General features: G+C 61.3%; 12 protein-coding genes and 1 pseudogene. 10 read left to right on the top strand and 3 right to left on the bottom strand.

Annotated features, from left to right (window positions below; translation table 11 throughout):
* Window position 1 precedes the first annotated feature (1 nt).
* The 5 genes from WKW80_RS25585 to WKW80_RS25565 are packed head-to-tail and all read left to right on the top strand — an operon-like array spanning window position 2 to window position 5,787.
* The gene (locus tag WKW80_RS25585; RefSeq protein WP_340366385.1) at window positions 2-1,819 is read left to right on the top strand and encodes a branched-chain amino acid ABC transporter ATP-binding protein/permease; all 1,818 of its coding nucleotides are present in this window, start codon (window positions 2-4) and stop codon (window positions 1,817-1,819) included.
* Window positions 1,816-2,568 carry an ABC transporter ATP-binding protein gene (locus WKW80_RS25580; RefSeq protein ID WP_340366384.1) on the top strand — a complete coding sequence of 251 codons (753 nt, stop codon included), beginning with the start codon at window positions 1,816-1,818 and terminating at the stop codon, window positions 2,566-2,568. The genes WKW80_RS25585 and WKW80_RS25580 overlap by 4 nt, the downstream gene beginning before the upstream one ends.
* Window positions 2,565-3,590 carry an NAD(P)-dependent oxidoreductase gene (locus WKW80_RS25575; protein ID WP_340366383.1) on the top strand — a complete coding sequence of 342 codons (1,026 nt, stop codon included), beginning with the start codon at window positions 2,565-2,567 and terminating at the stop codon, window positions 3,588-3,590. The genes WKW80_RS25580 and WKW80_RS25575 overlap by 4 nt, the downstream gene beginning before the upstream one ends.
* Window positions 3,587-4,672, top strand: coding sequence for a mandelate racemase/muconate lactonizing enzyme family protein (locus WKW80_RS25570; protein ID WP_340366382.1), 1,086 nt, complete (start codon window positions 3,587-3,589; stop codon window positions 4,670-4,672). The genes WKW80_RS25575 and WKW80_RS25570 overlap by 4 nt, the downstream gene beginning before the upstream one ends.
* A 2-nt stretch (window positions 4,673-4,674) precedes the next feature.
* The gene (locus tag WKW80_RS25565) at window positions 4,675-5,787 is read left to right on the top strand and encodes an enolase C-terminal domain-like protein (protein WP_340366381.1); all 1,113 of its coding nucleotides are present in this window, start codon (window positions 4,675-4,677) and stop codon (window positions 5,785-5,787) included.
* Window positions 5,788-5,804: 17 nt separating this feature from the next.
* Here the strand turns inward: WKW80_RS25565 and WKW80_RS25560 are convergent, their stop codons facing one another.
* The 3 genes from WKW80_RS25560 to WKW80_RS25550 all read right to left on the bottom strand — a co-directional run bounded on the left by WKW80_RS25560 (window position 5,805) and on the right by WKW80_RS25550 (window position 8,459).
* Complete coding sequence (locus WKW80_RS25560; protein ID WP_340366380.1) at window positions 5,805-6,614, bottom strand: enoyl-CoA hydratase; 810 nt, start codon at window positions 6,612-6,614, stop codon at window positions 5,805-5,807.
* Window positions 6,611-7,408, bottom strand: coding sequence for an enoyl-CoA hydratase/isomerase family protein (locus WKW80_RS25555; RefSeq protein ID WP_340366379.1), 798 nt, complete (start codon window positions 7,406-7,408; stop codon window positions 6,611-6,613). Before WKW80_RS25555 ends, WKW80_RS25560 begins: the two co-directional genes overlap by 4 nt.
* Window positions 7,409-7,745: 337 nt before the next feature.
* On the bottom strand, window positions 7,746-8,459 hold the full coding sequence (locus WKW80_RS25550; RefSeq protein WP_340366378.1) for an autoinducer binding domain-containing protein: 714 nt from the start codon (window positions 8,457-8,459) through the stop codon (window positions 7,746-7,748).
* Window positions 8,460-8,626: 167 nt separating this feature from the next.
* Between WKW80_RS25550 and WKW80_RS25545 the strand changes: the two are divergent.
* From WKW80_RS25545 to WKW80_RS25525, 5 genes and pseudogenes are all read left to right on the top strand, one after another.
* A pseudogene (locus WKW80_RS25545) lies at window positions 8,627-9,368 on the top strand (DDE-type integrase/transposase/recombinase); the annotation flags it as partial.
* A 301-nt stretch (window positions 9,369-9,669) separates the two neighbouring features.
* A complete protein-coding gene (locus tag WKW80_RS25540; RefSeq protein WP_340366377.1) occupies window positions 9,670-10,464 on the top strand; it encodes an enoyl-CoA hydratase/isomerase family protein in 795 nt (264 codons plus the stop codon).
* Between the two features lie 103 nt (window positions 10,465-10,567).
* Window positions 10,568-11,434 carry a TauD/TfdA dioxygenase family protein gene (locus WKW80_RS25535; protein WP_340366376.1) on the top strand — a complete coding sequence of 289 codons (867 nt, stop codon included), beginning with the start codon at window positions 10,568-10,570 and terminating at the stop codon, window positions 11,432-11,434.
* Between the two features lie 423 nt (window positions 11,435-11,857).
* Window positions 11,858-12,697, top strand: a complete 840-nt coding sequence (locus WKW80_RS25530) for an amino acid kinase family protein (protein WP_340366375.1) — start codon at window positions 11,858-11,860, stop codon at window positions 12,695-12,697.
* Window positions 12,694-14,184, top strand: a complete 1,491-nt coding sequence (locus WKW80_RS25525) for a carbapenam-3-carboxylate synthase domain-containing protein (RefSeq protein WP_340366374.1) — start codon at window positions 12,694-12,696, stop codon at window positions 14,182-14,184. The genes WKW80_RS25530 and WKW80_RS25525 overlap by 4 nt, the downstream gene beginning before the upstream one ends.
* The last annotated feature ends 43 nt before the right edge of the window (window positions 14,185-14,227 follow it).

The raw sequence follows: 14,227 nt of genomic DNA, 5'->3' as shown, positions 1-14,227 counted from the left end.
CGTGAAGCCGTTCGTCGGGACATCGCTCGTGCCGGCGCAGCGCGCCGGGCCGAGCCTCTCCGTGCCAACGCTTTCGCTGGTCGCCTGCGCCTTGCTGACGCTGGTTGCAACGGGGACCGCGCTGGTCAACTCGTACTACCTGCTGCTGATGACGTTCGCGGCGATCTACATGGTCGCAGCCATGGGCCTCAACGTGCTGACCGGCTATGCGGGCATCGTGTCGATCGCGCATGGCGCGCTGGTGTGCGTCGGCACCTATGCGGCGGCGATAGCCAGCGTGCGCTATGGCTGGGGCTTCTGGCCGTCGGCCGTGCTGTCGGCGGCCGTTGGCCTGGCATTCAGCGTGGTGCTCGGATTGCCGGCACTGCGGCTGTCGTCGTGGTACTTCGTGCTCATCACCATTGCATTCACGCTGGCGGTGACCGCGATGCTGAACGACCTGCGCGGCTTCACCGGCGGCTATGGCGGAATCGTCGGCATTCCCAAGCCGTCGCTCGCGGGCGTGAAGGTCGAGGGCTTCGGGCTCTTCGCCCTGGTCGTCGGCGTCGCCGGGCTGCTGTGGTGGGTGATGCACAACCTGATCGACTCGCGCATCGGCTGGGCCTTGCAATCGATCCGCGAGGGCGACGTGCGGGCACGAGCCAACGGCGTGTCGACGGCGCGGCTGAGGTTGTTCGCGTTCGCCTTCTCCGGCGCGGTCGCCGGGCTCGCCGGCGCTTTCTATGCAAGTGCCAAGGGCGTTGTGACGCCCGAGGACTTCAGCTTCGACTTCTCCATCTTCTTCCTGTTCGTCGTCGTCCTCGGCGGCCCGGCACGGCTGTCGGGGCCGCTGCTCGGCGTGGCCGCGTTCTACGTGCTGCCGGAGCTCCTGGACAGCCTCAAGGAATACCGCATGATTGCCTACGGCGTCGGGTTGCTGGCGTTCTCGGTGTTCCTGCCGGAAGGGCTGGCCGGTGCGATCGCCGGCTTCGACGACCGCCGGCAGGCACGGCGCGCCACGGCGCGTGCGGCCGCGATGCCGCGCGATGCGGGCCCGGCGGTGGTCGAGCCGGTGCAGGGCATGGCGCTCCTCATCCGCGGGCTGGCCAAGGAGTTCGGCGGCGTGCGCGCGCTCGACGGAATCTCGCTCGATGTGCAGCCGGGCAGCATCCACGCGATCGTCGGGCCGAACGGCTCGGGCAAGACGACGCTGCTCAACATGATCTCGGGCTTCTATCCAGCGAGCAGCGGCTCGATCCGCCTGGATGGTGCCGAGGTGGTCGGGCGCGGGCCGACCTCGATTGCGCGACTCGGCGTGCAGCGCACCTTCCAGACGCCCAAGCTGCTCGGTGAACTGAGCCTGCTGGAAAACGTGCGCTTCGGCGCCTATGCGCGCGAGCTTTCCAGCGGGTTGGAGATCGCGTTCAGGCTGCCGCGCGCACGTCGCGAGGCGGCCGCACTGGACGCGGAAGCGCTGCGGCTGCTGGCGCTTGTCGGACTGGCCGCACGGGCCCATGAACACGCCGCATTGCTGCCGCACGGCCAGCAGCGCCTGGTCGAGATCGCACGGGCGCTGATTGGGCGGCCCAAGCTGCTGTTGCTCGACGAACCAGCGGCCGGGTTGTCCATGGGCGAGCTCGATGAGCTTGGCGATCTCATGCGGGCGATCCGTCGCATGGGGACCACGCTGATCATGGTCGAGCATCACATCGAGCTGGTCGCAAGCATCGCCGATGCGGTGACCGTGCTCGACCAGGGGCGCATCCTGGCCGAGGGAACACCCGAGCAGGTGTTCAGCAGCGCGGCTGTCGTGCATGCCTATACCGGAGGTGCGCGATGAACCGCCCCGAAGCACTCCTGCGCGCGCAGCATCTCTCGGTCGGCTACGGCATCGTGCCGGTGGTGAAGGAGGCGACGATCCAGGTCGGCCGCGGCGAAGCCGTGGCGCTGCTCGGCGCGAATGGGGCGGGCAAGTCGACGCTGCTCAAGGGCCTGTCGGGGCTGCTCAAGCCGAGCGCCGGCGTGGCCACTTTCGATGGCATCGACATCATCGGCAGCAGCGCGGAAGCACTGGTCCCCAAGGGACTTGCCCATGTCGCCGAGGGCCGCCGCATCTTCCGCCGCGAGACGGTGATGGACAACCTGCTGCTCGGCATGTACCGCATCAAGCTGGGTCGTGGCGAGGCGCAGGCGCGCATCGACGAGGTGCTGCAACTGTTCCCGGTGCTGCGCGAGAAGGCGTCGCTGACGGCGGGGGGCCTGAGCGGCGGGCAGCAGCAGATGCTGGCCATCGCGCAGGCGCTGGTGCGGCGGCCCGCCCTGGTGATGCTGGACGAGCCTTCGCTCGGCCTCGCGCCGAACCTGGTCGACGAGGTGCTGCAGACGCTGGCCACGATTCGCTCGCGCGGCGTCGCGGTGCTGCTGGTGGAGCAGGTGGTGGAGAAGGCGCTGGGCTTCGTCGACTACGCGTACCTGCTGCAGAGCGGACGCATGACGGCGCAAGGCACGCCCGCCGAACTGGCCACCAGCGACGTGGTGCGCAGGGCCTACCTGGGCGACGCGGCAGCCACTGCCGAGGCCGCCGTGTGACCGATCGTGCACTGGTCCTGGGACTGCCCTTGCTCCATGAAGCCGGTCGGCAGGCGCTGCGGGCGCACTACCGGTTGATCGAGCATGACGACCCTGCGCAGGTGGCGCAGGACATCGCCGAGGCAGACGCCCTGTATGCCTATCCGCCAATGAAGGTGACAGCGCCGGTGATCGCCAATGCGCGGCGTCTGAAGGTGATTGCGGCGGCAGGCAGCGGCGTCGACCATATCGATCTCGTCGCCGCGCGGGCCGATGGCATCGTGGTCACGCATGCGGTCGGGGCCGGTGCCCTGTCGGTGGCCGAGCATGCGATCGGCCACGTGCTGTGCCTGGCAAAGCGCCTGCTGGAACTGGATTGCGCGGTGCGCGAAGGAGGGCGCTTCGGCCCGCGCCTGGACAATCCCTACGAGGAGATCTCGGGCCGCACGCTGGCCATCGTCGGCTTCGGTGCGATCGGCCGGGAGCTGGCGCGCATCTCGGCGCGCGGATTCGGCATGGACGTGATTGCCGTGACGCGCGATGGCGCACCGGTGCACGACGACAACGTACAGCGCACACTGCCGCTGCACGAGGCGCTCGCGATGGCGGACATTGTCTCGGTGCACACGCCGCTGACTCCGGCCACGCGCGGGCTCGTCGGCCGTACCGAACTCGCGTGCATGAAGCCCACGGCCTGGCTGGTCGACACCTCGCGCGGCGGCGTGGTCGACGCGGCGGCGCTGTACGAGGCACTGGCGCGGGGACGCCTCGCGGGCGCCGCGCTCGACGTCTTCGACCCCGAACCGCCGCCCACGAGCCACCCGTTGCTCTCGCTGCCCAACGTCATCGTGTCGCCGCACTGCGCCGGTATCACGCGCAGTGCCTACCGGCGCCTGTCGTTGGCAGCGGCGGCAGACATCGACCACGCGCTGCGCGGCCTGCGCCCGCCCGGCCTGGTCACACCCGAATCCTGGGCCGGCTCTCGCGCCGCGGCCTTGTCGTCCCGGTCCGAACGGACCATCCAACCCGGAGAACTCCAATGAAGATCACGAGCGTGAAGGCGCATGTGTTGAAGCCCAACGAGCGCAAGTTCCGCTGGAAAGAGGAATGGGCGCCGATGACGATCCACCATGTGCTGCTGCGCATCGGCACCGATGAAGGCCACGAAGGCGTCTGCATCACCTGGCTGCTCGACCCCGGCGCGATCGAGACCGCGCTCCCCGGCCTGCGCGAACTGCTCATCGGCCGCGATCCGCACGAGGTCGAGGCGATCTCGTACAAGCTGACCGATTCGCTGCGATCGCCCAGCGCCGTGGCGAGCACGGTCGACATTTGCCTGTGGGACCTCATGGGCAAGTACCACAAGGAGCCGATCTACCGATTGCTCGGTGCGGCTCGCCCGCGCATCAAGGCCTACGCGAGCACCGTCATGTACGACACGGTGCCCGAGTACATCCAGTGTGCCCAGGAGTCCTATGACCAGGGCTTTCGCGCGTTCAAGCTGCATGCCTTCGGCGTGCCCGACAAGGACATCGAAGTCTGCCGCGCGGTGCACAAGGTCTTCAACGGCAAGATGGACCTGATGCTCGACCCGGTCAACGCCTACGACCGGCTCGGCGCGTTCAAGGTGGGCAAGGTGCTCGAGGAACTCGACTTCTACTGGTACGAGGCGCCGATCGCGGACTCCGACCTCAACGGCCTGGCCGACCTGACCCGCAGCTTCAAGATCCCGATCACGGCGGTCGAGAGCGTGGCCGAAGGCCTGCGCGGCTATCCGAAATACCTGTCCGGGCACGTGGTCGACAGCATCCGCTCGGTCGGCGACTGGATCGGCGGGATCAGCGCGATGCGCAAGGCGGCCGGCCTGTGCGAGGCCTTCAACACCAAGTACGAGCCGCACAGCTACGGCACGACGCTCGTGCAGGCGGCGCACCTGCACGTGATGCTGGCGATCCACAACTGCGACCTGTTCGAGATTCCGGTGCCGCAGGGGATCCTCGACGTGGGCATGAAGGATGTGATCCGCTGCACCAGCGACGGCTACGTCGAGGCGCCGACCAAGCCCGGGCTCGGCTACGACATCGACTGGGACGCCATCCAGAAATTGACCGTCAAGGAAATCTGAGCATGAAGATCACCGACGTCAAGCTGACCTCGTTCCGCCCACCGATGCCCGAGGGCTTCCAGGTTCCGACGCTGTATGGCGGCCAGTCCATCGGGGCCTATGTCACCGACTTTCTCGCGGTACAGATCAACACCGACGAGGGCGTTTCCGGCGAGGTCGTCAGCGCCTACGGTGGCCTGAGCCTTGCCCACTCGATTGCCGACCGCCTGCGGCCGCTTCTGATCGGCAAGGACCCGGCCTATCGCGAGGCGATCTGGCAGGACATGTGGCGCAGGGATCGACTGCTCTACACCACGCAGTTCGCGATCGGCACGGTGGACGTGGCACTGTGGGATCTCTATGCCAAGAGCGTCGATGCGCCGCTCTATCAACTGCTCGGCGGCGTGCGCGACAAGGTGCCCGTGTACGCCAGCTCGATGGAGCACGCGAACGTCGATCTCTTCGTCGAAGAGGCCTTGAAGTACAAGGAGTTGGGCTACCAGGGCTACAAGCTCCACGTGTGGGGCGACGCGCGCCGCGACATCGACCTGTGCATCGCGGTGCGCGAGGCTGTCGGCAAGGAGTGGCCGCTGATGATCGATGTCGCCGGCAACTACAACCATGCGCAGGCCCTGATGGTCGGCAAGGTGCTGGAAGAGCTGAAATACCACTGGTACGAGGAGCCGCTGCGCGACTTCGATCTGCACGGCTACCGCATGCTCGCGGACAAGCTCGACATCCAGATCGCCGGCGTCGAGGTGGTGGGCGGGTCGATGTACACGACGCCGGAGTACATCACCACGCGCGCCGTCGACATCGTGCGCGCCGACGTGTCGTTCAAGGGCGGCATCGGCCCGGTGAAGAAGATCGCGGGGCTGTGCGAGGCCTTCGGCATGAATCTCGAGATCCACACCAATGCCAACACCATCATCGACGCGGCCAACCTGCACGTGATCGCCTCGATTGCCAATACCGAGTATTTCGAGCAGCTGGTGCCCGAGCCGCTCTTCACGCTCGCCGGCGTCGAGAAGATCCACATCGACAAGGAAGGCTTCGCCCACGTGCCGCCGGGGCCGGGCATCGGCGCGCGCATCGACTGGGACCTGGTCGAGCGCTACAAGGTGGCAGAGATCTAGAGCAATGAAGCCGGCGGTCAATCGCTGTTCGGTGGCGTGCCTTGTGCCCGCCCGCGTTCGGCGATCTCGTGGCGCCGACCTTCGATGTCGGTGCCGCGGAGGTTGACGGCCCATGCGCGCGAGCGCTCGCGCTCCAGTTCCAGCCCGGCGGCGAGGTTCGTGCGCAAGCCGGCGTCGATCAGGCTCTTGTAGGAGCTCAACATCTCCGGCAGCACCGACAGCATGTCGCTCGCCAGCTTCAACGCCGTGGGCAACAGTGCTTCGGGCTCGACAGCGCGGTTCACCAGCCCCCACGCTTCGGCCTGCTCGGCGCCGATGAAGTTGCCGGTCAGGGAAAGTTCCTTCGCGCGCCCGGGGCCCACGAGGCGCGGCAGCCGTTGCGACAGACCCCATCCCGGCAGCACGCCGACGCGTGCATGCGTGTCGGCGAAGCTCGCGTTGGTCGAGGCGATCAGCAGGTCGCAGGCAAGCGCCAGTTCGAAACCGCCGGTGATGGCCGGGCCGTTGATGGCGCCGATCACCGGCGCCGCGAGGTGCGACATGGCGAGCACCGGGTCTTCGTCGGCGGTGGGCACCACGGCCGCGCCCGGATCTGTCGCAGCGCCGAGTTCCTTGAGATCGAGCCCGGCGCAGAACGCTTTGCCCGCGCCGGTCAGGACCACCACCCGCGCGTCGGCGTCGGACCGCAAGGCTTCGAAGGTCGACACCAGCGCCCGACGCAGCGCGAGCGACAGCGCGTTCATGGCGCGCGGACGATTCAGCGCGACGACCGCGCAACCCGCAAAAGGCCGGTCGACGAGCACCAGGGGCGATGCGTCGTGTGTCATGTCGTGCCGTACCGCGGCGTGCGCTTCTCCAGGAAGGCAGCCACGCCTTCGGCGAAGTCTTCCCCCTGCGTGCACAGCACCTGGTTGCGGTCTTCTAGCGCAATGACCGCTTCGAGCGAGCTCGCATCGATCGCGATGCCGAGTGCATCCTTGGTCAGCTGCAAGCCGAGCGGCGTGGCGCGCAGCATGTCATCCGCCAATGCACGCGCTTCGGTCTCGAGTTCCTCGGGCGTCCCAAGGCGGCTCACGAGGCCCAGTGCCAAGGCGCGCTGGGCCTCGATGAAGCGGCCGGTGAGCAGGAATTCGGCTGCCACCGATGCGCCGACCATGCGCGGCAGGAAGTAGCTCACGCCGACGTCGCACCCGCTCAGCCCGAGGCGGATGAACGAGGCGTTCATGCGCGCATCGGTGGTTGCCAGGCGGATGTCGGATGCCAGCGCCAGCGCAAAGCCACCGCCGCTGGCCGAGCCGTTGACGATGCTGATCACCGGCTGCGGGCAACGACGCATCGCGATCATGATGTCGCGTACGTTCTTCTGGAACTCGAGCATCTCGCTCACTCCCTTGCTGGCGCCGCCGGACTGGAAATCCTTCAAGTCGAGGCCGGCGCAGAACGCGCGACCGGCGCCGCGCAGGATCACCACGCGCGTCGGCGAACGTGCCCTGAGCGCTCCGAAGAAACCGTTGAGCTCCGCGATCATCTTCGGGTTGAGCGCGTTGAGTCGGTCCGGCCGATTCAGCGTGACCCAGGCGACGGCGCCTTCGATGTTCACTTCGAGGTGTTCGTATTGCATTTCTCTTCAGGCCTCACATCGCGCGGGAATGATGGTCGTGGCGATGGTGTCATACAAACGCCGTGCCTGAATCGTCGGTCCGGACGATTTGCGGCGCTGCGTTCGCGCGGCGCTCCAATGCCGATCCTCTAACTTGAAGAGGAGCGACCGGTCATCTGCTGGAAGGCCCAACGGGTCGACTTAGCGTGACGGCGCCGATGGGCGTCCAGTCGCGGGTGTCGCGCGATCAACGTGCAGGGTTGCGCTCTCGGGCCTGGATGTAGACCTCATGGCGCGCTGCGAGATTCGGCGGGCAACGAAACCCGCAACAGGTTGGGGGGATGCGAACACGGACGTCTCAACTGAGTAGCCCGAGCAATGCAGCACGCACCACCGCTGCTGTCTTGTTAGGAACTTGCAGCTTGGTCACGGAATTCTTGACGTGAAAGTCCACCGTGCTCTTCGACACACTCAGAATGTCCGCGATATCCTGCGCCGACTTTCCGTCGGCCGACCACTTCAAGACCTCCAACTCTCTACCCGAGAGGGTGCGGAATCCTTTCGTTGGCTTGCATCGAAGCAGCCGCGAAAACGCCAAGTGCGCCACCTGCACAAGCCACCGCATTTTTGGTTGTTTGGCATCTAGTTCTTTGGGGGTCAAAGGCAGGCAAGACCTTGACAGTGTGATCATGCCTCCAGCGCCCAGGCCGTCTAGGCTGGACTGTACCCAGCCGACCCTCAGCCCATGCGCTCTGGCTTCATCCCAAAGACTCTGTGCACCCATAAAAACTTGATCTGCCCAGATGATCGATTCTTGAGAGCGACGGCCGTGAGCGACGGTTGGGTCGACTTGAAGGTATCCCGCTTGGTTATAGCGTTCTTGCCACGATCGAGGGTAGTTGTTCAACAGCGTGATTTTCGGTCTGCTGAACGGCAATGGCGATTGAAAACCATAGGCCACATGGTCGAACCCAAGCGCAAGCGCCGCATCCTCAATACGTCTGAATACCTCAAGCTCACACGTCGCGTCGTCAAACACGATGTCAAGTAGATCTTCTTGCCAACATTTCATGTTGCGCTCCGAGCCCGTGTGTCATTACGGGGCACCATGCCCTTGCGCCGCGCACTCCATAGGCTGTCGACTATGCGGACTTCCTGCCTTACTGCTGGGCCGACACACTTACTCAGGGTCTGTCGCGGTAAGCCCGTCGTGGAGAATGGAGCGATGATCCCGCTGCACTGCTGCTGCTGCTGGACGATCTGCTGGCGGTCACCCGCGAGTTCATCTGCGAGGTCGTCTCGCGCTCGGGGCTCGATCGCTGCCTTCGCCGCCACGGCGTGGGCAACCTCCATGCGCTCAAGCCCCCAAAGCCGGCGCAAGTGCACAAGAGCTCCAAGGCGTATGAGCCGGGCTACCTGCACATGGACATCAAGTACCTGCCGCAGATGGCCGATGAGACGAAGCGTCGCTACCTGTTCGTGGCCATCGACCGGGCCACGCGTTGGGTGCATGTGGCCATCAAGGGCGACAAGACGACGGCCAGTGCGCGCAGCTTCTTGCGTGCCGTGTATGAGGCCTACCCGATGAAGATCGTCAAGCTGCTGACGGACAACGGCAAGGAGTTCACTGATCGCTTGTTTGCGGGGCGTCAACGCGACCCCACTGGAGCGCATGAATTCGATCTGCTTTGCAAGGCGCTGGGCATCGAGCACCGGCTGACCCAGCCCCGAACGCCCCACACCAATGAGATGGTGGGGCGCTTCAAGGGGTGCATTGGCGATGTGCTCAGAACGCATCGTTTCCACTCGGGTGAGGATCTGGCCCAGACGCTGCTGCGCTATGTGACGCTGTACAACCATCAATTGCTCCAATCGGCCTTGAACAGAAAAATCCCCAATCCAGACCGTGAAGAATTGGCACGCTTCACATCCGCATCTGTTCAGGAAGCGTCCTTATGATCGTCCGGGATGTGACAGGTAGAGGCTCAAAAATATCACATAGAAATCTCTTTGCAACCTACTTTTTTTGGTAGGTTTACCCCAAAAATACTTGGGGTCAAAATCTAATTAATTAATTAATTGGCCAGGATCTGTGGACGTGATCCCGACGCAGAATTTCTTCCTCCTCTAGCGACCTCATACAGCGCTCGGCGGCAAATTTGTAAATCAAATACCCTGGAGGTACTATATTTGGAGAGAAACAGTTACTAGATGGTTATTGGGCAATCAAGTTTATCAACCATTATAGTTTGAATATATTTTTTCTGGAAATCTAATCAAAAATGTCACTGGTCATAGAAAGCAATGTTGGATCGGTCCGTGTAATCGAACTAAACCATCAAAATAGCAAAAATCCGTTTAGCGAGGATCTCGAGAACAGTATCAAGCGGGCCCTTGCCACAGCCAACAACGACACGAGCATAGACTCGATTGTGGTGACGGGTGGGGCTAATCGCTCGTTCAGTGCCGGTGGTGACTTCAATGAAGTACGGCAATTGCGCGGTGGTGAAGACGTCAATAACTGGATCGATCGTGTTACGGACCTCTATCTGAGCGTACTGCGGGTTGACAAACCCACGATCGCGGCAATCGACGGTTACGCGATCGGGATGGGATTCCAGTTTTCGATGATGTTCGACTGGCGGATCGTGGCCTCATCCGCGGAGTTCCGAATGCCGGAATTGAAGCACGGCATCGGGTGTTCCGTTGGAGTTGCGATTCTTCAACACGCCATCGGATACACGGCCATGCAGGAGATCGTATTCGCCTGCGAAAGTATTTCCGCAGACAGGGCCGTTCGTTATGGAATTGTCAATCAACTTACAAGCACTGACTGTCTGCTCGTGGAGGCGATTTCGCGAGCAAACACCTTCGCAAAATATCCTCAGGTTCCATATCGCTCCACAAAGCGCACCATCGTAAGCAGCATGGAAAAGGTTCTGCTGCGCTCAGCGGAGTCCTCGAAAGAGGTTCACAGAGCCGCGTTCTCCTCGCGCAGCCCTCACCCTCATTTCGACCGGGTTCTTGGTAACAGCAATCAGAACAATCGTGCATCACCACTATCGGGTCATTTATGAAAGTGACCCCGAAGTCAGCCTTGTCAGTCCAACACGCGGGCGGCAATTGAAATTTCAGTGCGATCCATCGTGTGGTCGTTATTCAAAAAAGACGGAGTACCAAATGAGTGAAATTCTTTGCCTCTACGAGGATGAGGCAATGCTGCCCAGCGGTTTCGGGGCACACTTCAACAAAGACGCGTTCCTGAGCGCCGATCCTGAAATGGTCAAGGATATCCTGAAACAGAAAGGCTTCGCTCTTGTGCGAGGACTTGACCTGGACAAGCGGAACTTCCTGGATATCTACTCGAAATTCGGAAACGTCGTCGCGTACGTCAACGATCGCGAGAAGGTTGGGTACGGGTACAAGGACACACTCGATCTCGACGGCGACAAGAAAAAAATCGTTACCGGCCGTGGCCAGCTTCCGTATCACGCGGATGGCGGTCTATTGCTAAGCCAAGTCGACGTCGTCTTTCTTTACGGCGCGCGCATCGACAACCTCAAGTTCCGCGGATCCACGCTCGTGACCGACCATGTACTGGCGTGCAAGGAGATGCCGAGGCATCTCCTTGAGATTCTCGAGAATGAGTCGTTCGAGGTGCGAGTTACCGAACGTGGCTACTACGCCGACGTTTCCCCTGACGGCTGGTTTCAGGTTCCGGTATTCACGGATCTGGGATGGGTCAGAAAAATGCTGATCTATTTTCCATTCGACGAAGGCCAGCCAGCGAGTTGGGAGCCTCGTATTGTCGGCTTCACGAGCATAGAAATGAAAAAGTTTTTCAACGAGTTATCGCAGTTCTTCAAGAACCCACGCTATACCTACACGCACTACTGGAAAAGGGGCGATCTCCTGATCACGGACAATCGCCGTAGCATTCACGAGCGGGAAGAGTTCGATGACCCCGCGGCGGAACGGACACTTTGGCGCGGGCAGACCGCTGAAGGCAACTTGTCCGGCCCTATACGTGACATCGCCTTGGGCTAACCGGTTGACGTCGGGCTCGCGCGATTGTTGCGCTGGCAGACCCATGGACTGGCTCTTCGCGAACTATCTATTGCATAACGGCGAAAAATAGCTGGCGATGAGCATCAAGTCATAACGCAATCTTTCGGCACTTCGTTTACCGTACGAGGTGCCGGGATTCGACGACATTACATCATGATCGATATTCTCACCCACCTTATTTATCGGAAGTTGATGAAGGCAGATTTTTATCCCTGACGATTCGACCCGCGACAGCTTTTGCTGCATATGAACTCGGAGAATTCCATAGAATCAGAGACGAATGATTTCAAGCCCGCGCCGCCCTATTTTCCAAATTTTGTCTTAACGCCTCCTCACACGAGGCAGTTTAAGAAAAATTAAACAACGTTATTTGCTTGCTAAAACTTATAACATCAATTGCCAATGAACACAAATAACACGGCAGCCGTGCATTCAAAAGTTATAATCAAGCTTGGCAGCAGCACGTTGACCTGCGCAGGCAATCCAAATCACACGTTAATAGCTCGGTTGTGCGAGGACCTGAATGCCCTGCGCACAATGGGCCTTCATCCAGTGCTGGTGACGTCAGGCGCCGTACAACTTGGTCGATGCGATATCCAACCAAATAGTGACGCGGCGATAACGCGCGCCTGCCGGGCTGCCATTGGGCAGATCCGGCTTGTTGCGGCTTTCTCTGAACACCTGTCAAAGCTCGGGTACTGTGCGGCGCAAATGCTGCTCAGTCGTGAAGAATTTCGCTCGCCACTCGCAAGCGCCGGAATCGCAGCGGCCATCGACGCCATCTGTTGCAGCAAAGGCATACCACTAATTAACGAAAACGACGTCACGTCGTCTGACGGTGGATTTCCGAGCAACGACGAGCTCAGTGCGGAGGTGGCTGTTGTTCTGGGCGCGAGAAAGTTGATCATCCTAACGGATCGCTCCGGCGTATATGAGGTTGACCCGCGCCTGGACAGTCAAGCGCGGCTGTTCGAGACCATCAGTGCCTTCGACGAACGACTGTTGGCGGCAGCCTCGGAGGTGCCGGGCGTGATGGGAACTGGCGGGATGAAATCAAAGATCAAGGCCGCGCAGATGGCGGCCGCGCGGGGCACCATCACGGTCGTTACCTGCTATGACGAAGCGTTGAAGCTGTCGAAGATCGCCCAGGACACTCGCCTCGGTACGTGGATCATGCCTGTTGATGACGCGCGTTCGCTCCAGTCTCAATTACTTAACCACGAAGAGGAATCGCCCGCATGACTTATTCACTTATCGCACGTAGACAGGTAGCCGGGGATACCAGTACAACGCATTTTGCAAATCAAGGCGGTTGGGAAGGACTCGGCGCAATGGGATGGGATATTTTTGTCCGTTCGCTGGAGGGTGTGTGCCTGCAGGATCGGGTGCATATGTCCACCACGCGGGTGTCGATCGTGCTCGGATCACCGACCAATGTCATCTTCCTGCGATCGGTCGCGGTCGCATTAGACGGTGGCGCGAGCACCGCGAGCACCGTACAGCTATTCCGCATTCTGTACTCCGGACTTGGCCCATCCATCTTTACTCTTGTAGAGGGGCCATTTAACTATCTGGAGTTCACCCGAGACACGGTCTTCGCCGTCAATGATGCGCTCGGCATGCAGCCGCTCAACGTCGTCCATGCGCGCAGTGTGTGGCTGTGTTCCGAACTCAAGCACGTGGGGCGGATAGAGCCAAGTGTTTTCCGCTTCCATCCGGTTCAGCAGGTGCTCGCATCGGACATCCGCGCCGACGACTATCTGCCAATCGAGAACGCGTCGCGTCTGAAACCAGGCACGTATACGACGCTCTACGTGGACGGGTTCGGTCAGGCGAGTGTGGATACGTCGGCCTACTACGTGCCGCGCCTGGCAGACGCACAAAATGTGCCAGCAATCGTCGCCAGAGAAAGAATAGCCGAGCTATTGACGTCAAGCGTATCGTCGAGCGTCGATACCACCGGGCGCATTCTGATCCCGCTTTCGGGTGGACTGGACTCGAGCATGGTAACGTCGTTGGCTTCAAGAAAACGTGCCGATATCGAAACGTTCGCGCTTGGTACTGGTCTGAGCAACGAATTTCCATTTGCACGAATCGTATCGGATCACCTGAATACCAAGCATACAGAGATTGACTACTCATCACCGGAGATCATCAACGGCGTTCATCAGGCCATTTACCACAACGAAATCTTCGACGGACTGTCCGCCGAGATCCAGTCAACACTGATGTGCTTCTACCGCAGTGTTGGCGCAAAGGATGCACGGGTCATTACCGGTTATGGATCGGATCTGCTGTTCGGGGGTGTGCTCGATCAGAACGATGCCATGGAAGATATCAATGCGCGTCTGTGGGCACAAATTTATCGTACCCGTTGGACAGGAGAATTTTCCCCATTCGGTGCAGCTGCGTTCGGCCTGGATGTTCAGCATCCTTTCTGGCGCCCATCGGTCATAGGCTTCGCTGCGAGCCTTGCTCCGCAACTGAAGCTGTCCGAGCGCGACGTTAAGATTGCATTGCGCGAATGCGCCGAAGAGCTTGATTTGCTGCCCGCGAGCATCGTATGGCGCAAGAAGATCGGCATTCACGAAGGTTCATCCGTGAATACTATTTTTGCTGACCACGTTCGGGCGAATGTCCGGGATTACACGTCAAAAACGGCTTATTGTTACGAAAAGTACAAGTCGTACATGAACGGTCAAGCCACGCCACCAGACTGTCCCGCGTAAGCGTCGTCTTACGCTGACCTGCTACTCGCGTCACTCCGAGGGT

Source organism: Variovorax humicola (assembly GCF_037889915.1).
GTDB classification, from domain to species: domain Bacteria; phylum Pseudomonadota; class Gammaproteobacteria; order Burkholderiales; family Burkholderiaceae_C; genus Variovorax; species Variovorax humicola.
The sequence above is the reverse complement of the archived record's forward strand: the minus strand, read 5'-3'. Positions and strand labels throughout refer to the sequence as shown.